Genomic DNA, 18,036 nt, shown 5'->3' with positions numbered 1-18,036 from the left:
ACCGCCTCGCAGCGCGTGGGTGGAAAGCGCGAATCTTAACTCGGCCGCAGGCTGACCGTGCTTTGGACATATAATGTTCACACCGGAAGAACGGCGAAACGGAGAAGGCGCCATATCCTGCCAAAGATGCCCGGATCTCCAGGCCTGCTTTCGTCGACGATCGCGGTGCCGGACAGGGTAGGCATGACCGACGGCGCATTTCCCCATACACCGACGATTCCGGAATCCTGGGCAAGCGCAAACGTGGCGCTATGATCCCAGGCAACAAGGAGGTTGGGAGGAATCGAAACGTCCGGCGGCGCCAGAAATACTTCCCTCCCCTCGGTCTTGAGCACGAGCCGACCAGTCCCGCTGGCGACATTATAGAATGACGTGAGACCAAAGAGTTCGGTGCCGACATGGGTTGAGTAAATCGACCGGATGCGAACGCCCTTGGAGAAGGCGATGAGATCCTTCATCCGAAAAACGATCTCGCGCCCCTCGTCGACAACGATATCAAGCAACTTGAGGTCGCCGGCTACCGCGATGGTAGGCTTATGCTGGATAATCTCTGCAAGTTCGACTTTGGTCATTGCGAGCTTGGCCGCAAAGAGGCGCCGGAAGAACGCCGATCCCGGCGAAGGAATGGTCCACCGCATATGCGTTCCATCGCCGTAGCGCGCCGCGTCGAAGCAGAGATACCAGCATTTTTCCTGCCGGACGGCCTTTGTCACCACCCCGGTTTCGTCTTTTTCTCCGACCTGCCTGACAGTGTCGAGCTCGAGCCGGTCGAGGGGCAGCATATCCAATGATCCGGGGCTGTCTGGCTCTCCCGCCGGCGACGATCGAGCGGGCCGTCCGCGCAGGCTGAATGGCAGGACAGTCCGGTCGAATGAAACCCGTCCAGCAACATAGCAGACCGCAGCGAGAACGCTGCAAGCGACCACGATCCATGAAAGGATCGCGAGCATTCTCAATACGACAAACGCCGAATCTAGGGCAATCCGAGCTTCCCAAAAGCTGTATCGAACGAGCGTCTCCGCCTTCAACTCAGCTTTGCCGACACCGGCATCAAGCGCGGCGCTGGCATCGTCGCCGCTTTGTTCGACGATCGCCGTCGCACCCGTCATTCCTTTCTCATGGTCTCTGAGGTCGCGTGCATCGAGGGCTTTTCCGAGAGCTTCGCAGTCTTTCGTCAGATCGGGCCCGATCATTTTATATTTATACCGTTTGTGCCCGTGGCGCCCGCCCCCGAGGAACTGCCGCGCGCGCGACCCAGGCAGGGTAATACGCTGCTGCTTGTTCCAGCTTTTGCAGGTCGCCTCGCTATCCAAGGGCGTTGGAGAAAAGCCTCCGAAGAGCGCAAGGACGCGTTCCTGCGCCTTCGTAAAAATCCGCCCGCCCTTGGCCCGAGCGCCGTCGCCGCGCACTTTAATGTCAGCAAGAGCCAATGCCTCGCGGAGGTCAAGCGACGCGAAGGCATCGGCTTCGAGATCGCGCGCGAGACCATTACTCTCCGGGTCGGGATAGACGAGGCCGGACGCGTAGATATAGTCCACAATCCGCGCTTGGAGCCAATAGTTGAAGCCAAACCCGATCGCCGCGAGGACAAACACGGGGATCAGCAGGCCGGTCAATTGCTGGCGATAAGTCTTCTTATCGGCATCCTTCAATTCGGCTCGCCAAGTGCGGATACGATTCAGATCAAAAGCGTGGTCCATGACGAATTTTGCGGCGAAATTCGTCATGACCGCAAAGAGTGTGAGCAGCGCGGCGAACACCGCGCCAACTTCGAGCCCGACGAAGGCGATCGACGCGGCCCAGAGGAGCAAAAAGGCAGCACACCACGCCCAAAAGCAAACGCGAAAAAACAGGGTCATCCCTGTGACTAAAAGCAACGCTGCCGCGACGGGGAACCAATCCCATCCGCCAGGATAGATGCCTCGGCTGCCGATGCCGGTTACCAACGCGGCAAGGGGGACCGTGACGATACGCCACCAGGTCGCCGCAAAATCTTTGGCTTCTTTCCAGCCGAGCAGCACGGCTGCCGCAAGCCAGAGAAACGCGATGACCGCACTTAACGTCCAGCCAGACGTGATTGCGAACGCGGCATCGAAAAGCAGAATCAGAAGGCATAAAAAGCCGATTGATCTGAGGTCGAACCCCATACCCCCCTCCACGCCAGTTTCCCCCAGAGAAGCTAGCATGATCGGCCCCTCCGACCTAATTGCAATCCCGCCGCAATGGACTGTTTCTCAGTCGGCAAAGAACTACCGCAAAGCGGATGACGCATATCCGTTTTCGAGATTTGATCTCCAATAAAGAAGGCCTTCAGAGTGCGCCGAGTCCGCGAGCACGATCGGCACCTCGTTCCCCCGGCGCTTTCCTCGCCGCGGACGGGATTGTCCCGCGTTTTGCGGGTGACCCGCCAAGGAGAATCCATGTCCCGAGATCAGGCCATCGTCATGCGTTACGACAGTCCCGATGCCAGCCGAACCGGCCGCGATATCGTCTATCTTCATGGCCGTGGCAGCAATGAACGCGAGGCAGGCTATACCCTCGCGCTTTTCGGAGATGCGGACGTACGCTCATATCGTGGCCCGATCTCGCAAGGTGGTGGGTTCGCGTGGTTTCTGAACGCTGGCACCGGAGTGGCGATACCCGAAAGCCTTGCCCTGGAAACGGAGAAGGTCGGAGGCTGGATCGCGTCGGACACCGGACGCCGGCGCCCCTGGCTGTGCGGTTTCAGCAACGGCGCCGCGATGGCGGGCGCCCTCTTTCTGAAGTCGCCCGAGGCCTACGCCGGTCTTCTTATGATCGGCGGCTGCTTCGCCGTGCCCAGCGGCGAGCTGCCGGACTTTGCGCTTGCCGGAAAACCGGTAATGTTTTGCCGCGGCAAGCTCGACATGGTAATTCCGCGGCACAAGTTCGCCGAAGCCCAGGCCTATCTCGCGTGGCGCAGCGGCGCCGTTGCGACAATGCTCGTATATGAAGGCGGTCATGAACTGCCACTGACGATCAAATCCGCGGTTCGGGCTTGGCTGACCGGCGAGGAGAGCGGCACCCGCGCGGCGGATTGATTGTGGTTCAGCTCCGAAGGGGCGGAAGACCGTCGAGCGCGCGTTCGAGCAACGCCGTGATGCCCTCTTCGGTGATTGGCCGCGGGTTAGGATAGGGATTGGCGACGGCAAGGCGCGCGGCTGTCTCGATTCCGTCGCGAGGCATGCCGAGCTTTGCCAGTGACATCTCGGCACCGAGCCCATGTGCGAGTTCGAAGAGACGGACGGCCGGGTCTCCGCCGCCGAGCGCACGAGCAGCCCTTTCCATGGCCTCGGGAACCGCGGGTGCATTATAGGCGATGGCATGGGGCAACACCGCCGTATGCGTTTGCGCGTGCGGCATGTCGAAGGAACCGCCGAGCGTGTGGCAGAGCTTGTGATGAAGCGCGACGCTCGCAGCGCCCAGTACGCTCCCGGCAAGCCAGCAGCCGTAAAGCGCTTTCGCGCGTGCGTCGGCGTCCGCCGGATTCGCCTTGATCGCCGGGAGGCTCCCAGCGAGCGCGCGGATGCTGTCTTCAGCCATGAGAGAGACGATCGGGTTGCCGTCGAAGGCATAAAGACCTTCCATCGAATGGGCGATCGCATTGAGTCCGCTCGCGATCGACATCGCGGCGGGGAGCGACATCGTCAGCTCGGGGTCGTAGATCACCGCCTTGGGAAGCACGCGGCGATCGCGCCCGGTCGTCTTGACGCCATTTTCGGTCATCCCCCAGATCGGCGTCACCTCGGACCCCGCATAGGTGGTGGGGATCGCGAGCGACGGCAGATCGAGGCGGAGCGAAAGCGCTTTCGCGAGGCCGATGGTCGAACCGCCGCCAATCGCGACGGTACAATCGGCCTTAAGCTCGAATGCGCGCGCCGCCGCCGCGTCGACCGTCGAAACGGGCACATGCATGACCGCATCGGTGAACAGACCGACCGCCGATGCGCCGAGCCGCTCGGCCAGCGCCGCAGCGTCGCCGCTCTGCTCAGGCGTCGAGAGGATCAATGCACGCTTTCCGATACGCTGAAGCTCTTCGCCGGCCCTGGCGAGCGTTCCCGCGCCGAAAATCACGCGGTAGGTGAGCGGTTCGTAGATGAAATTCATGGGGCAGTCCTCTCAAGCCAGATCGGGAACGCGCTTTGTTCAGCGCGCGGTTCCGCCGCCCGGCCGCGAAAAGGCCGTGGGGTGTCGCCGTCGCGATAGAGGTTCAAGGCTCCCCTGCCCAGCCATGCGACGCGCGACGCATGGGGCGACAGCCGGATCCGGCGCACTCTCCGGCGGCCGGCCGTGCGCCCGTCGCAGGGCGGAGCCGGCGGCTTCATATTTACTCAAGCATCTGGAAATGACTGGTATTTTACTCTTGCCCTGCGGCTAAGTTTCCCCGCGATTGTCCGGGAGGCCGACGCGAGCCGAGCGCCGAACCGCGCGATATTCGCGAACTGAATTGTCTCTATTCACCTCCCAGAGACCGGATAGCCGATCGCCGCCATTCAACTATCCGCGAACCGGAAAGGATCAAGCCGGAGAGCGGACCAGCGATACCCTTGCCATCGGTCGGGTTGTGGTTCGATTAGGACGCCACAAGTTCATCGGATCCGTTGAACATAAATAGACGATGATGGGGATGTGGTGTGCCTTCTGAACAGATTCTCAAGCTTTCCTGTCCCGACCGGCCGGGAATAGTCGCGGCGGTCAGCACCGCGCTTTTCTCTTACGGTGCGAATATCGCCGAAGCGCAGCAATTCGACGATCCGGAAACGGGTCGCTTCTTCATGCGCGTGGTCGCTCGCTTCGAGCAGGATGAAGACGAGGGCTTCCGCACAGCCTTCGCCGAGATCGCTGCGCGCTTCGAAATGGACTGGTCGCTCAGGTCAACAGCGCAGCGTCGCAAGGTCGTGATGCTCGTGTCGAAATTCGACCATTGCCTCGGCAATCTCCTCTACGCGAGCCGGATCGGAGAGATCGACATGGACGTCGTCGCGATCATTTCGAACCATCCCAAGGAGGCGCTGACGATCAGATCGTGGCTCGAGGACATACCCTATCACTATTTTCCGATCGCGAAGGACGCGAAAGCCGAGCAGGAAGCGCGGATCAAGGAGGTCGTGGACGCGTCGGGCGCCGAGCTGATCATTCTTGCACGCTACATGCAGATATTGTCGGATGATCTGGCGATTTTTCTATCGGGCCGCTGCATCAATATCCACCATAGTTTCCTGCCGGGATTCAAGGGCGCCAAGCCGTACCACCAAGCGCATTCGCGCGGCGTGAAGATGATCGGGGCCACCGCTCATTATGTTACCGCGGACCTCGACGAAGGACCGATCATTCACCAAGATGTCGAGCTCGCCTCGCACGCCGACACGCCCGAGGACCTCGTCCGTAAGGGGCGGAGTATCGAACAGCGCGTCCTCTCGCGTGCGGTCCTTTATCACGTCCAGGACCGGGTGTTCATCAACGACGGTAAAACGGTCGTGTTCCGGGATTGATGGCGTGGCACGAATAATCTCGGGGACCGCGCTGGCGGCGCGTCTCATGGCAGGGATGGCGACCGACGTCGCGGCCTTTGCCGAAGCAAACGACTTTCCCCCGGCGCTTGCTGCGATCCTTGTGGGGGACGATCCCGCGAGCCAAATCTATGTCCGGCGCAAGATCGATGAATGCGGCAAAGTCGGCATCCGCTCGCTCGAGAACCGTTACCTCGCCGATTGCCGCGAGGAAGAGCTGCTCGAACGTATCGACGCGCTGAACCGCGATCCGCAGGTCCATGGCATTCTGGTGCAGCTGCCGCTCCCGGCGCACATCGATGCGACGAAGGTCCTCGATGCCATCGATCCGGCGAAGGATGTCGATGGCTTTCATCCTCTCAATGTCGGACGGATTTCGAGCGGAACCGGAGGCATCGCGCCGTGCACGCCGACCGGTTGCCTCCTGCTGATTGAAAGCGAGACGACCGAACTCCGCGGCAAGCATGCGGTCGTGATCGGCAAGTCGAACATCGTCGGCAAGCCGATTGTACAGTTGCTGCTCGGCGCGGGCTGCACCGTCACCGTCTGCCACAGCGGGACCCGCGATACAGCGTCGATCTGCCGCTCCGCTGACATCGTGGTGGCCGCGGTCGGCCGCGCCGGTCTCGTACGCGGCGATTGGGTGAAGCCGGGCGCCATTGTCATCGATGTGGGGATCAACCGCGTGGCCGGAACGGATGGGAAGACGCGGATCGTCGGGGACGTCGCGGCGTCCGAAATCGGACACGCGGCGGCTTACACCCCGGTTCCGGGAGGCGTCGGACCGATGACGATCGCCTGCCTCCTCCTCAACACACTCGAAGCGGCGCAGTCGCTGGCGCGCGCCTGACCGTTGCTCCGCTGACTGCGTCATTATCCCGGCGCCAGGAACTCAAACCCAAATCCATCTTGGATTCGGGGAGTTCATCACGCGCGAAGATCCCGATCGCGCAAAAAAGGGCCGCCCGAAGGCGGCCCGAAGTTTTGGGAGAGGTTGCCTAAAAGGCGTCCCCATTGTGCACCTGCTGCTCGGGCAGGCAACGTCGCAAAGAGAATGGGATCAATTCGCCTCGCTGATAGTGCCCGGTGGATCGCAATCCCGGCGTCGCCGGCAAATTCCCAAAGCGCCGGCTGTCGCCCTCACTCCCCCAGCCCGCGCAAGCGGGCGAGCATGGAACGAAGCCAGCGGTTTCCCGGGTCTTCGTGAAAACGCTCGTGCCAATATTGCTTCACGGTAAAACCCGGAAGGCTGATCGGCGGACGCATGATCCGCACCGTGTCGCTATTCAGGATTTCGGTCAGACGCGACGGCGCGGTGAGGATGAGTTCCGACTGCTCCGCGATATGGGCGCTGAGCAGGAAATTTTCCGCCATGACAGTGACATTTGCCGCGCCGACCATCCTGAGCAACATCTTGTCGACATCCTCGTGGATGTGACCGAGATGCCGACCGTCGACGAGGATATGGCGTGCCGCCTTGAACCGCGCGAGGGTCAGGCGGCCGTCGGGAAGATAGGAACGCGGCACCACGCACACATATTCCTCTCGAAACAGCGCTTGTTCGACGACCCCCGCATAGAGCGCGGGGAACCCGCCAATCGCGACGTCGACCTCACCGGTTTCGAGCCGGGCAATGAGTTTCTCGCCCCCTAGCGGTACCGCCTTGAACCGGACGCGCGGCGCTATGGTGCGCACCCATTCGACGAGGCGTGGCAGGACGAGCAAATGCCCGACATCGGAGGCGGCAATGTGAAAATCACGGTCGGACTGGGCGGGATCGAAATGCGTGTGACCGCTCAGCCGCGTGCGGTAGAGTTCCAGTGCCTGCGAAACCGCCGGCGCCGCGGAGATGGCAAGCGACGTCGGCTCAAGGCCATGGCGCGTACGTACGAAGAGCTGGTTGCCGAAATGCTCGCGAAGCTGCTTGAGGTAACGGCTGAGAGTCGGCTGAGGCACGTCGAGCGTCTCCGCCGCCCCGCTCACGCTCTTGGTGCGCAATATGGTCTCGAACACCGTCAGATGCATGAACGACAACATCGCCAGTTCCTTCGTCTCGCCCCAACCGTCCCACAGCTTTATCGCGGTGAATGCGGGACCGGCGCAAGGCCGACGATATTCATTTTCCTGATGGGGGATATCCGCCGATCTGCGTGGAGCAGTCGGCGGCAGGGTGCTAATTTCCGCATCGATCACGCCCTTTCCGTACGATTGAAAGTCGCGGCGCGGTTCATTGTAAAAAACATTGGAGAGCGATTGTGGATACCAACCATATCACCAGCCTGCATCATATCACCATTTGCACCGGGACGGCGCAGGGCGATATTGATTTCTTCGTGAAGGTGCTCGGACAGCGCTTCGTCAAGCGCACCTTGTTCTATGACGGCAGCACGCCGATCTACCATCTCTACTTCGCCGACGAGCTCGGCACGCCCGGAACCGTGATGACGACCTTCCCGACGCGCCGCACGGGCCTCAAAGGCCGCAAGGGCTCGAACCAGTTTACCGTCTGCACCTACGCAATCCCCAAGGGATCGCTTGAGTGGTGGATCGCGCACCTCAACCAGAACGGCATCGCGACGAGCGAGCCCGGCGTGCGCTTCGGCCAGCGCTTCGCCTCGTTCGAGCATCCCGAATGCGGTATCGAATTCGAAGTGCTCGAGGACGAGAATGACACGCGTGCGCCGTTCGCGTCGCCCTATGTTCCGATAGAGCATGCGCAGCGCGGGTTTCACAGCTGGACTGCCTCGGTGCGCGAACTCGAGGACATGGACTTCTTCATGAACGCCTGCTGGAACTTCGAGAAGATCGGCGAAGAAGGCAATCGTCACCGCTACCGTGTCAAGGGCACGTCCGACTCGGGAACGATCATCGACATCCTGCACGAACCCGATCGCCGCCAGGGCAGCTGGACGATCGCCGAAGGCATCATCCACCATGGCGCCTTCGCGGTCCCTGACATGGACGTCCAGGCGCGTATCAAATTCGAAACCGAGGGCGTCGGCTTCACCGACTTTTCGGATCGCAAGAACCGCGGCTATTTTGAATCGACTTACGTCCGCACGCCGGGCGGCGTGATGTTCGAGGCGACGCACAGCCTCGGCTTCACGCACGACGAAGATGAAGAAACGCTCGGCATGGATCTCAAGGTGTCACCGCAGTTCGACGACAAGAAGCATCTCATCCAGCAGGCGATGCACGACGACCCCATCGCCGTCTGACATTTGCAGAATCCGCTGGGGGGCGGAGGGAGGGCTCCGGCACAAGGCCGGGGCCCTCTTATAAACAGCCGGCTGCGGCATTCGGGGCGTAGGGCCAGCCGACTGCCCGCGACTCCTTCACCGGGAATTTGAATGTACGACGAGCCAGCAGACCGCGCCGGGCCTCCACCTACGGCGGCAACGGGCGAAGCACGCGCTTCGGCGCGCCACCGCGGCCTTGCATCGCCTTCATCCGAGACGAGGCGCCTTGGCGTCGCGATTGACCATTTCGCGATGCCGCGCCGTTCCTGGCCCCGCACCGTGCTGATCAGTGCCGCCAGCGCCGCCATCATAGCTGCGGCGATGTGGGCCGGTGAGGCCCTGACGGGGAGCACCCTTTTTCTCTCGTCGCTCGTTTCGAGCGCCGTCCTTATCGCGACGGCACCGCAAATCCGTCAATGCCGCCCGCGCCGAATCATTACCAGCCATCTCGTCGCGATAATCTGCGGGATCGCGGTCCATAGTCTCGCCGCGTTCAGCCCAATCGCGGTTGCCATCGCCGTCGCAGCGGCCCTCGCCATCGTCCTGCTCCTCGATGCGTTGCACGCGCCGGCGCTCGCCAATGCCGGCTTCGCCTTTGCTGCCCACGCTTCGCCGCTGGCGCTTCTAACGCTCACTGCAATCACCTCGTTCTCGCTCGCACTATGTGCGGCCGCCATGGCCCGATCGGTCCGGCCGTCCAGCGCTGCCGCACGCCGGTGGCGCATGCGATCCCGGCGGCATCGATATTAGGCCGGCAGTACAGATCAAAAGCGGACGATTTCAGTCACCATGCGCGCGCGCCGTGCTGAACAGCGCTTTCCCGCGGGCCAAACGGTAATCTTGGGAACTTCGGGCGCGAACCAGATACTTGCGAAGGCGCATTTGGCGCGCTTCAGTATTCGCCAAGATCCTTGCCGATGATGACCTCGCCGGCAAAATGGTCGGCAATGCCGCGGACATAGTCGCTCATATCGGTCTCGCCGTCGGCGCCCGGCGCGAGATGCGTAAGAATAAGCTTTCCGACACCCGCTTCTGCTGCAAGCCGGCCGATCTGATCGCCGGTGAGATGATCTTCGGCCATATGCTGCATCAATGCGGGGATCTGGGCGGGCGTAAATCCCGGAAAAGCACGAAGCTGTCGCTCGATCATCGCCAGGCTGATGACCTCGCAGATGAGATAGTCGGCGCCCCGGGCGAGCTTGGCGAGCCGGGCCGATGGCCCGGTATCGCCGCTGAACACATAGGATTTTCCGCCCGCTTCGATGCGGTAAGCATAGGATCGCGAGAACCGCGCCTCGGGGCTTCCCGGTGGATAGTGATAATGATCGACCGCGACCGCGCTAACCCGCACATGCTCGTCGGTATAAATGAGTTGAGGTTCGTCGAGGTCCGCAACAAGGTCTCGGCCATATGCTGCTTCGGCCAGCGGAGGCTTGGCAGGTCCGCCGATCGACACCGGGGCCAGCGCGACGGGTTGAAACGCTTTCAGTGTTCCCGATACGAGGTCCGCGGTTCCGGGTGGGCCGTAAACGGGAAGCGGCGGCGCATTGGCGAGAAGCCACCGATCGATCATGAGCACCGGCACGTCGCCGATGTGGTCGATGTGATGATGGGTAAGGAACAGCGCTCGGACGCTCCCCAGCCCGAGTTTGCTCGCCGCCATCTGCCGCAACACGCCGTCACCGGCGTCGATCAGATAGGTCTGCCCTCCGACGACGAGCGCCGTTGCGGGCTGGGCGCGCTCGAGCCGAGGGATCGGCCCGCCCGCCGTGCCGAGCAGCACGAGGCGGGCGGGCGTCTCGCCCTCGGCCGCGACCGCCGGGGACGCGGTGGCCGGACCAAGGAGCGCGAGGAGCAGCGCGAGCGCGAGACGCCTCACCAGCTTCGCCTAGAAGTCGACCGCGACCGACACGCCGACCTCGCGCGGCCGCGCGAAGTTCGCGGTGTTGTAATCGGCAAAGGCGACGAAGCTCCGGTTCAGCGCATATTTCTCGTCGAACAGATTGTTGACGAAGATCGAGAAGCGGAACTCGTTTCCGAAGCTTCCGCTGCCCGGAACGGTGAAGCCGAGCCGGCCGTTCACGACGTCATAGGATGGCTCGAACGTGTTGACCTGATTCAGCGGCGTATGGAACATCGACGACTGCCAGGCATAGTCCATCCGGACGAAAGCCTCGGAACCCATCATTTCCCAGTCATATTGAAACGAGGCCGCGACCTTGTTCTTGGGGGTCTTGGTGAGCCGATTCCCGACAAGCAGCCCTTGCGCCGCGGCGGCCGGGGTCGTGTCGGTGATCTTTCCGTCGATATAACCCCAGGACCCATTCAGCGTCAGGCCGTCGAAGGGCCGAACGGTCAGTTCGGCCTCGATACCCTTGGCCTTCGCCTCGGCGGCGTTGATCAGCGCCGTCGCGGGTGCGCCCTGGGCGTCGCGTACCGTCACCGTCGTCTGGAGATTCTTGTAGGTGACGTCGTAGGCCGAGACGTTGAGCGTCACCGCCCGATCGAGGAACTGCGATTTCACGCCGATCTCGTAGCTGTCCGAGCTCTCGGGCAGCACCTCGTTCAGCGCCGGCCCCGATGTCGCGCGTCCGTTGAAGGTGCCCGACTTATAGCCTTTCGCGTAAGAGGCGTAGACTAGGAGGTCACGCGCGGGTTTGATTTCGATCCCGAGTTTCGGCGTCCACTGCGTGTAGCGGCGCGCCTGGTTGCCCGAAAATTGCAGCGCGCCGGTCGCGGTGCCGAAAGACTGGGTCGAGAAGCGCCGCTTCTCTACCGAGTAGCGGATGCCGCCGGTCGCGCTCAGCCAGTCGGTGAGTTCGACCGTGCCCTGTCCGAAGCCGGCATAGGCCTTGATCCCGAGCGTCGAGGGCTGGCGGAAACCGCGGGTCGCGGCGAAGCAGGGCGGCGCCGCGCTCGGACATGTCCCGTTCGCGACGAGAAAGGCGTACATGCCCGGCAGAATGTCCGCCGTGAGCGTATAGTCGATGTCTTCGTCGTAATAATAGGCGCCCGTGGTCAGCGACAGCGGGCCGATCTGCCCGCTCAGCTGCAGCTCCTGGCTGAACTGCGACTGATTGACCGTGGTCGTCACGTCGAAGATCGGCGCGCTCGTCGTGTCGGCGTCGGCCGAGAAGGCGACGTCGCTCTTGCGGTAGGCGGTGATCGACTTCAGGCTCCAGTCCTCGGCGACATCATATTCGCCGGTCAGCGAGAGGCCCTTCACCTTCGCCCGGTCGTAGCCGAGGCGCTGGCTGCTGTTCGTATACCGGTCGGCGCCCACCAGCGCCTGATTGAAGAGCGGGAGCTGCCGCGCGGGAGCAAAGGCATTGTAGGCGGCGATCAGGCCGACCGCGGGTCCGATATTGGTCACGACCTGCGTCGGGCTCGGCTGGTCGATCTCCGAATAGTCACCCGACAAAAGGAGCCGGAAATTGGACGACGGTTCGAACAATATCTGCCCTGCGACACCCCAGCGATCTGTATCGCCATAGCGGCCCGGCGTAATCGTAGAGCGACCGTATCCGTCCTGCTTGCGCATGCCGACCGAAATTTTCGCTGCCAGATTGTCGGCGAGCGCGGCGTTGGCAACGCCCTTCAGTTCGATCAGCGATTTTTCGCCGAGGCTTCCCGACAGATTTACATAGCTGCCTGACGGATCGGGCTTGCGGCTCGTGACGAGGATCGCGCCGCCGATGGTATTGCGTCCGAACAGCGTCCCCTGCGGCCCACGCAGCACTTCAACGCGTTCGATGTCGGTGAGCGACAGGATCGAACCCGTGGTGCGGCCAAGATAGATTTCGTCGATATAGATGCCGACGCCCGGATCAGTGGTCGGCAGATAGTCATCTTGGCCGATGCCGCGCACGAAAATCTGCGCCGATGAGCTGGTACCCGACCCGCCGACGGCACCGCCGTTAAAGCTGAGCCCCGGCGTCGCAGGCGCGATGTCGGCGATATCCGCAGCACCTCGGCTTTCAAGCGCGTCCCCCGACAGCGCCGTTACCGCAACCGGGACATCCTGGAGCCGCTCGGCGCGGCGCCGGGCGGTCACGAGGATTTCGCCGTCCGAGTTCGAGCCGTCGGTTTCGGCAACGGCATCCGCCGTGCCGTCGGCAGTGGGAGCGCCATCAGCCGCGGCAGCACTTGCTGCGCTGTCCGGTACGTTTGCGGCCGGATCGGCCGCGCTGGCCTCGTTGGCGGCCACTACGGCTGCGTCGGCTGCCGATTGCTCCTGGCCATAGGCAAGGCCCATCCCGGCCTGAAATGCGATCGCGCTGATTATCGTGCGACTGACGCAACGACGAAGATTTGCCATTATCCCTGCTCCCAAACATTTTCGAGTTTCGTTTACGGGAATCAGATTTAGCGGTTCGCAAAATTACTTCAAATGAGCCTGCGGATTACCTTCATCCATAACGAAGAAATACTAAACACCCTTGTAGGCTTGTAATGAATTCCAATATTTGGATAGGATAGTCTTCTAGAAATCCAGATTTTTCCTCATTATCCATTTCATGGATAGCCATCTGACGGATATGCGATGCCACTTGTGGATTAGGCTAATTTATCCCAGCGAAAAAGAGCTACGATGGGGGGTCTGACAGACCTCGAAAATGGAAAAATGGCCTTGCCGTAGCGGCCGGTTCGATACGGGCGGTATGCCTATGGCCGGGTCAGCCGACCCCATGCTCCAACCCGTTTCGCTCGCCGGGCAATCGCCAAAATCACCGGCTCGATGATTGCCGTCCGACCTGCCAACCACCGGGCCTGAATCAAAAGCGGCGGCCGCAGCGCCTTTCGGTCGCCGCAGCCGCCTGCCAATTCCGCCAGCGCGCCGAATTCGACGCGCGATATTGCCGGTGAGCCTTTTTATTTGGCCGCGAGGCCGGTGGATCAGATGCCGCCCTTCCAGTTGGGCATCACGCGCGCCTGTTCGAAGCTCGGCCGCGCCTTCATTCGTTGATAATATGCGAGGACGCTGGGACGATCGCTGATCTGTGCTCCCATGTTCAGCATTTCGACCCGGGCGAGCAGCACAGTCCACATGATGTCGGCGACGCTATATTCGTCGCCGGCGATGAAGGTGCGGTCCGTCATATGCACGTCGAGTTCGTCGAGGCGCGCCGCGAGCCCGGCTTCGGCGTCGGCTACCGTCTGCGCGTCATAGGCGCAATTGCCGTGCTCGACGATCCGGTCGTGGGCCGCGAGATAGATGTCGCGAAGTTCGGGATATTTGTCAGCATATTCCTTTGCGCGAGCGCGACGCGCAATCAGCAGATCGTCGCCGCGCGGCACGCCCTTGTGCCCATAAGTGATGACCTGGAAATTGACCTCGTCGCCCTTCTTGAACCAGACAAGCGCCGTGTCGCGAGCCGCGGGATCAGCTGGCAAACCGGTCGATGCCAGTTCGGCCGCCTCGAGAACGATATTGTAGGAGTTGGTGACGACCTTGTCGCCGACCACGAGCGTCGGAACGACGCATTTGTTGTTCAGGCGCACATAGTCCGGCTCGAAATTCTCGAGCGCGAAACCGATATCGACCTGGTTGTCGTTATAGTCGACCCCGAACTCCTCCATCGCGAGGCGGGTTTTCATCGAGCAAATCGACATCGTGTAATTGAAGAGTTCGACTTTCGACATGGCATCTATCCTTATTCGTTGCGGAGAAATGAATTAGCATTGGCGGGGCGAGCCAGCGACGTGACAGGACGGATATTCACTTTCCGGTTCCCGAATGGCACGAGGGGTCGCGTCCGTCAAGGTGGTGTAATTTCGGCTGTGGCCGTGGGCCATCGTCAGGCGGCTTTGGCGGTGATGTGTAGGGGCTGATTTTCCTCCTCGATCATGGGTTGGTTGAGTTCGGCCATGCCTTCGATCTGCATGTATCGGTGCTGGAGCTGCCACTCGTCGTTCTGCTCCATCAGCACAGCCCCGACGAGGCGGATGATGCTGTCTTCGTTCGGGAAGATTCCGACGACGTCGGCGCGGCGCTTGACCTCCTTGTTGAGCCGCTCGAGCGGATTGGTTGAGTGTAACTTCGTGCGGTGCTGGGTGGGGAAGCCGGTGTAGGCGAGCACGTCGGTTTCGGCCTCGTCCATGCAGGCGCCGAGCTTGGGCCAACGGGTGCGCAACTGGTCGGCGACCTGTCGCCAGACCTGCGTTGCGCTTTTCTGATCGGGCTGCAGGAAGACCTGGCGGATCGCGGCGGCGACGACAGTGTTCTGGCCCTTGGGCACATAGGACAGGGCATTGCGCATGAAGTGCACCCGGCAGCGCTGCCAGGTGGCGCCCATGACGCGGGTGATCGCGCCCTTGAGGCCCTCGTGAGCATCGGAGATGACCAGCTTCACGCCGGTAAGACCGCGCCGAACAAGGTCCTTCAGGAAGTCGGACCAGAAGACCTCCGCTTCCGAGGGGCCGATATGCAGGCCGACGATCTCGCGCCGGCCCTCGGTGTTGACGGCCATGGCGATTATTGCGGCAACGCTGATGATCCGCCCGCCTTCGCGTACCTTGAGATAGGTGGCATCGAGCCAGAGATACGGCCATTCGCCGGTGAGCGGGCGTTTCAGAAAGGCATGGACGCGCTCGTCAATGTCCTTGCAAAGCTTGGAGACGGTGGACTTGGAGATGCCGGTCATGCCCATGGCCTGGACGAGTTCATCGACCCGCCGGGTGCTGACCCCGCCGATCCACGCTTCCTGGATCACCGCAACCAGCGCTTTCTCGACCATCTTGCGGGGCTCAAGGAAGCCCGGAAAATAGGACCCAGCACGCAGCTTGGGGATTTTCAGGTTCAGCGTGCCTACCCGGGTATCCAGCGAACGGTCGCGATAGCCGTTGCGCCAGGTCGCGCGCTCGCTGCTGCGTTCGTGGCGACCCGCGCCGATCAGGCCATCAACGTCGGCCTCCATGATCAGCTGCAGCACGTTCTCGGCGATGGTGCGCAAAAAATCCGGTTGGCCGCCCTTTGCAGCCAGCTCTTCGATCAGTAATCTGTCCTCGGTCATCGGGAACTCCTCTTCGTCACGGTTGAAGTGTGCAAACTCCACCATAACGATGAACCCGGTGGCCACCAGCGACGCCGCATTCCGGGGTGGGGCATGCCCCACCCCGGAATACACCATCGCCTACACCGGAAATTACACCACGAGCGCGGACGCTAACGCACGAGGCGAGCGGATCGAGCGGCCCGAGCGGGATGATGCCCGTCGGGTTTACGGTCAGGTGGCTCCCATAATAATGGGCTTTTATGTGGGCGAGCTGCACCGTCGGCCCGATTAGCGGATCGGTCGCGAGGCGGCGCGTGTAGCGCGACAGGCTCGGGTAGTCGCCGATCCGGCGAAGATTACATTTGAAATGACCATGGTAGACGGCATCGAAGCGAACGAGCGTCGGAAACAGGCGGATATCGGCTTCGGTCATCCGATCGCCAACGAGCCACTCGCTCGCATCGAGACGCATCTCCATCTCGTCGAGCGCGCCGAAAAGCGGCACGACCGCCTCTTCATAGGCCTGCTGGCTGGTGGCAAAACCCGCCCGGTACACCGCATTGTTGATCTGCTCGTAGACGACGGCATTCACCGCGTCGATCTCGGCGCGCAACGCGTCGGGATAATAGTCGCCCGGGAGCGCCCCTGCATCATCGAACGCGCGGCCCAGAATGCGCAGAATCTCGGCAGATTCATTGTTGACGATCCGCTTCTCCTGCTTGTCCCACAGGATCGGAATGGTCGCGCGCCCCGTGTAGGTCGGATCGGCTGCCGCATAGATCTGGTGGACGAAGCGCGCGCCGTTGACCGTGTCGGCGACGACACCATCGCCTGGAAGAAAGGTCCAGCCATTCTCCGCCATCTGCGCATTGACCAGCGAGACCGAGATCGCCTCCTCAAGCCCCTTGAGCGCGCGCATGATCAAGACCCGGTGCGACCAGGGGCAAGCGTAGCCGGCATAGAGATGATAGCGCCCGGCCACGGCTTCGAACCGCGCATCCAGTCCCTCGCGAAACTGGGATTCCTTGCGAACGAACCGTCCGCCGGTCGAGGCAGTATCATACCATTGATCGTGCCAGATGCCGTCGACTAACAGGCCCATGAACCGCTTCTCCCAATTATCCGGACCGTTGGTCCCGTCGGCGCGGCGTCGCGCCATATTCCAAAGGCGGGCTATGGAAATTTGCTGGCGGCAGACCACCGGTCTCTCGCGCCGCCGCCGGCCGCGATCGCTGACTGCGACTAGGGAGAGATGCGCGCCATGACCGCGGTTGCAAGCCCGGGAAACGGAATGCAGCTATCCAAAAACCGGATAGTCGTCACGCGCCCCACTTGAGCCGACAAGTTCGCTGGCATGCACGCTTCGCGACAGGCCGACCCTATTTCGAATAATGGCGATTGATGAAGTTCGCGGTGTCGACAAGCCCGCCGAACGGATAGAAATGGAGCATGACCTCGCCGTGAAGCGCCGGATCGAGACGCTCGGCCAGATTTTCGATCAGCTGTTCGGGGCCGGCTTGGCTGAGCAGCTTGGTGATCGACGTGCCATATTTCATCATGACCTTGGCCGAGGCGCCGACGCCGCAGCGCGCCGCGAAGCGGACGAGCTTCTTCACGCTGGCTGGCCCGGGAATGCCGACGCGGACGGGCGTGGTCACGCCATCCTGACGGATGCGTTCGAGCCATAGAAGGATGGCATCGGCGTCGAAGGCAAACTGCGTCATGATTTCGGCCTGCTTGCCCTGTTCGGCGAGCGCGGCGAGCTTGTCCTTCATCGCCTGCGCGAGTTTCGCCTTGTCGATATCGGGATGGCCCTCGGGATAGCCCGATATCCCCACTGTCTTGATTCCAGCGGTGTCGAGCAGCCCGCTGCGGATCACGGCCAGCGCGTCCTCATAAGGTCCCATCGGCGCTGGCGGGTCGCCGGCGATCACGAACGCCCGCTCGATCCCGACCTCGTCGCGTAACGTGGTGAGGAAGGTCATCAGGTCGCCGCGGGACAGGACGCGCCGCGCCGAGAAATGCGGCACGGGCACGAAACCATGCGCCTTGACCGCCTTGGCGGCGGCGACGCGCGCCGGGAGTTCCTCGCCCGGCAGGTAGGTCACCGATATCGGCGTGCCGGCGGGTATGAGCGCGGCGGCGGCGTCGAGACTCTCGACGTCCTTTGCCGTCATTTCGAGCGAGAAGGATCGAACCAGATCCAGCACGGGGGCTGACTGGCGCAGAGCTGCGAGTGTCATGATGGAGCCTTTTCAGGAGGACCGGTCCCGC

General features: G+C 62.1%; 14 protein-coding genes. 5 read left to right on the top strand and 9 right to left on the bottom strand.

What is annotated here, in order from left to right:
• Window positions 1–77: 77 nt before the first annotated feature.
• Window positions 78–2,147: a hypothetical protein gene (locus NL2_RS07575; RefSeq protein ID WP_155986183.1), complete on the bottom strand. Its 2,070-nt coding sequence runs from the start codon at window positions 2,145–2,147 to the stop codon at window positions 78–80.
• Between the two features lie 273 nt (window positions 2,148–2,420).
• Here NL2_RS07575 and NL2_RS07570 point away from each other — a divergent pair, with 273 nt between their 5' ends.
• Window positions 2,421–3,059 carry an alpha/beta hydrolase gene (locus NL2_RS07570; RefSeq protein ID WP_036523928.1) on the top strand — a complete coding sequence of 213 codons (639 nt, stop codon included), beginning with the start codon at window positions 2,421–2,423 and terminating at the stop codon, window positions 3,057–3,059.
• Window positions 3,060–3,066: 7 nt separating this feature from the next.
• Here the strand turns inward: NL2_RS07570 and pcpE are convergent, their stop codons facing one another.
• Window positions 3,067–4,125 carry a maleylacetate reductase PcpE gene (pcpE, locus tag NL2_RS07565; protein WP_036523926.1) on the bottom strand — a complete coding sequence of 353 codons (1,059 nt, stop codon included), beginning with the start codon at window positions 4,123–4,125 and terminating at the stop codon, window positions 3,067–3,069.
• A gap of 527 nt (window positions 4,126–4,652) precedes the next feature.
• Here pcpE and purU point away from each other — a divergent pair.
• Both purU and NL2_RS07555 read left to right on the top strand, forming a co-directional pair.
• A complete protein-coding gene (purU, locus tag NL2_RS07560) occupies window positions 4,653–5,510 on the top strand; it encodes a formyltetrahydrofolate deformylase (protein ID WP_036523924.1) in 858 nt (285 codons plus the stop codon).
• A 4-nt stretch (window positions 5,511–5,514) separates the two neighbouring features.
• Window positions 5,515–6,378 (top strand): bifunctional 5,10-methylenetetrahydrofolate dehydrogenase/5,10-methenyltetrahydrofolate cyclohydrolase, encoded by an 864-nt coding sequence (locus tag NL2_RS07555; protein WP_036523922.1) that lies wholly within the window; start codon window positions 5,515–5,517, stop codon window positions 6,376–6,378.
• 290 nt (window positions 6,379–6,668) lie between these two features.
• Here the strand turns inward: NL2_RS07555 and NL2_RS07550 are convergent, their stop codons facing one another.
• On the bottom strand, window positions 6,669–7,721 hold the full coding sequence (locus tag NL2_RS07550) for a LysR family transcriptional regulator (protein WP_236727302.1): 1,053 nt from the start codon (window positions 7,719–7,721) through the stop codon (window positions 6,669–6,671).
• A gap of 62 nt (window positions 7,722–7,783) precedes the next feature.
• Between NL2_RS07550 and pcpA the strand changes: the two genes are divergently transcribed.
• Window positions 7,784–8,746, top strand: coding sequence for a 2,6-dichlorohydroquinone dioxygenase PcpA (gene pcpA, locus NL2_RS07545; protein ID WP_036523920.1), 963 nt, complete (start codon window positions 7,784–7,786; stop codon window positions 8,744–8,746).
• 132 nt (window positions 8,747–8,878) lie between these two features.
• Window positions 8,879–9,517 carry an HPP family protein gene (locus NL2_RS07540; protein ID WP_081798914.1) on the top strand — a complete coding sequence of 213 codons (639 nt, stop codon included), beginning with the start codon at window positions 8,879–8,881 and terminating at the stop codon, window positions 9,515–9,517.
• 142 nt (window positions 9,518–9,659) lie between these two features.
• On the opposite strand, the gene NL2_RS07535 is transcribed toward NL2_RS07540, so the two are convergent.
• The 6 genes from NL2_RS07535 to NL2_RS07510 form a co-directional block, all read right to left on the bottom strand.
• Entirely contained in the window at window positions 9,660–10,646 is a 987-nt protein-coding gene (locus tag NL2_RS07535) for an MBL fold metallo-hydrolase (RefSeq protein WP_081798913.1), read from the bottom strand.
• A gap of 9 nt (window positions 10,647–10,655) precedes the next feature.
• On the bottom strand, window positions 10,656–13,085 hold the full coding sequence (locus NL2_RS07530) for a TonB-dependent receptor (protein WP_084355968.1): 2,430 nt from the start codon (window positions 13,083–13,085) through the stop codon (window positions 10,656–10,658).
• Window positions 13,086–13,663: 578 nt separating this feature from the next.
• Window positions 13,664–14,410 (bottom strand): tetrachloro-P-hydroquinone reductive dehalogenase PcpC, encoded by a 747-nt coding sequence (gene pcpC, locus NL2_RS07525; RefSeq protein WP_036523909.1) that lies wholly within the window; start codon window positions 14,408–14,410, stop codon window positions 13,664–13,666.
• Between the two features lie 155 nt (window positions 14,411–14,565).
• Window positions 14,566–15,780: an IS256-like element ISSpma2 family transposase gene (locus tag NL2_RS07520; protein WP_006954973.1), complete on the bottom strand. Its 1,215-nt coding sequence runs from the start codon at window positions 15,778–15,780 to the stop codon at window positions 14,566–14,568.
• Between the two features lie 16 nt (window positions 15,781–15,796).
• Window positions 15,797–16,864, bottom strand: coding sequence for a glutathione S-transferase family protein (locus NL2_RS07515; protein WP_084355975.1), 1,068 nt, complete (start codon window positions 16,862–16,864; stop codon window positions 15,797–15,799).
• Between the two features lie 277 nt (window positions 16,865–17,141).
• Window positions 17,142–18,005, bottom strand: coding sequence for a methylenetetrahydrofolate reductase (locus NL2_RS07510; RefSeq protein ID WP_068073523.1), 864 nt, complete (start codon window positions 18,003–18,005; stop codon window positions 17,142–17,144).
• Window positions 18,006–18,036 lie beyond the last annotated feature (31 nt).

Origin of the sequence: Novosphingobium lentum NBRC 107847, assembly GCF_001590965.1 — a bacterium.
GTDB lineage: Bacteria > Pseudomonadota > Alphaproteobacteria > Sphingomonadales > Sphingomonadaceae > Novosphingobium > Novosphingobium lentum.
The sequence above is the reverse complement of the archived record's forward strand: the minus strand, read 5'-3'. Positions and strand labels throughout refer to the sequence as shown.

Excerpts from the sequence above, each read along its gene's own strand:
- NL2_RS07515 (WP_084355975.1), bottom strand. The coding sequence starts at position 16,864 with ATGGGCCTGTTAGTCGACGGCATCTGGCACGATCAATGGTATGATACT.
- pcpE (WP_036523926.1), bottom strand. The coding sequence starts at position 4,125 with ATGAATTTCATCTACGAACCGCTCACCTACCGCGTGATTTTCGGCGCG.
- NL2_RS07510 (WP_068073523.1), bottom strand. The coding sequence starts at position 18,005 with ATGACACTCGCAGCTCTGCGCCAGTCAGCCCCCGTGCTGGATCTGGTT.
- pcpC (WP_036523909.1), bottom strand. The coding sequence starts at position 14,410 with ATGTCGAAAGTCGAACTCTTCAATTACACGATGTCGATTTGCTCGATG.
- NL2_RS07520 (WP_006954973.1), bottom strand. The coding sequence starts at position 15,780 with ATGACCGAGGACAGATTACTGATCGAAGAGCTGGCTGCAAAGGGCGGC.
- NL2_RS07530 (WP_084355968.1), bottom strand. The coding sequence starts at position 13,085 with ATGGCAAATCTTCGTCGTTGCGTCAGTCGCACGATAATCAGCGCGATC.
- NL2_RS07540 (WP_081798914.1), top strand. The coding sequence starts at position 8,879 with ATGTACGACGAGCCAGCAGACCGCGCCGGGCCTCCACCTACGGCGGCA.
- NL2_RS07570 (WP_036523928.1), top strand. The coding sequence starts at position 2,421 with ATGTCCCGAGATCAGGCCATCGTCATGCGTTACGACAGTCCCGATGCC.
- NL2_RS07575 (WP_155986183.1), bottom strand. The coding sequence starts at position 2,147 with ATGGGGTTCGACCTCAGATCAATCGGCTTTTTATGCCTTCTGATTCTG.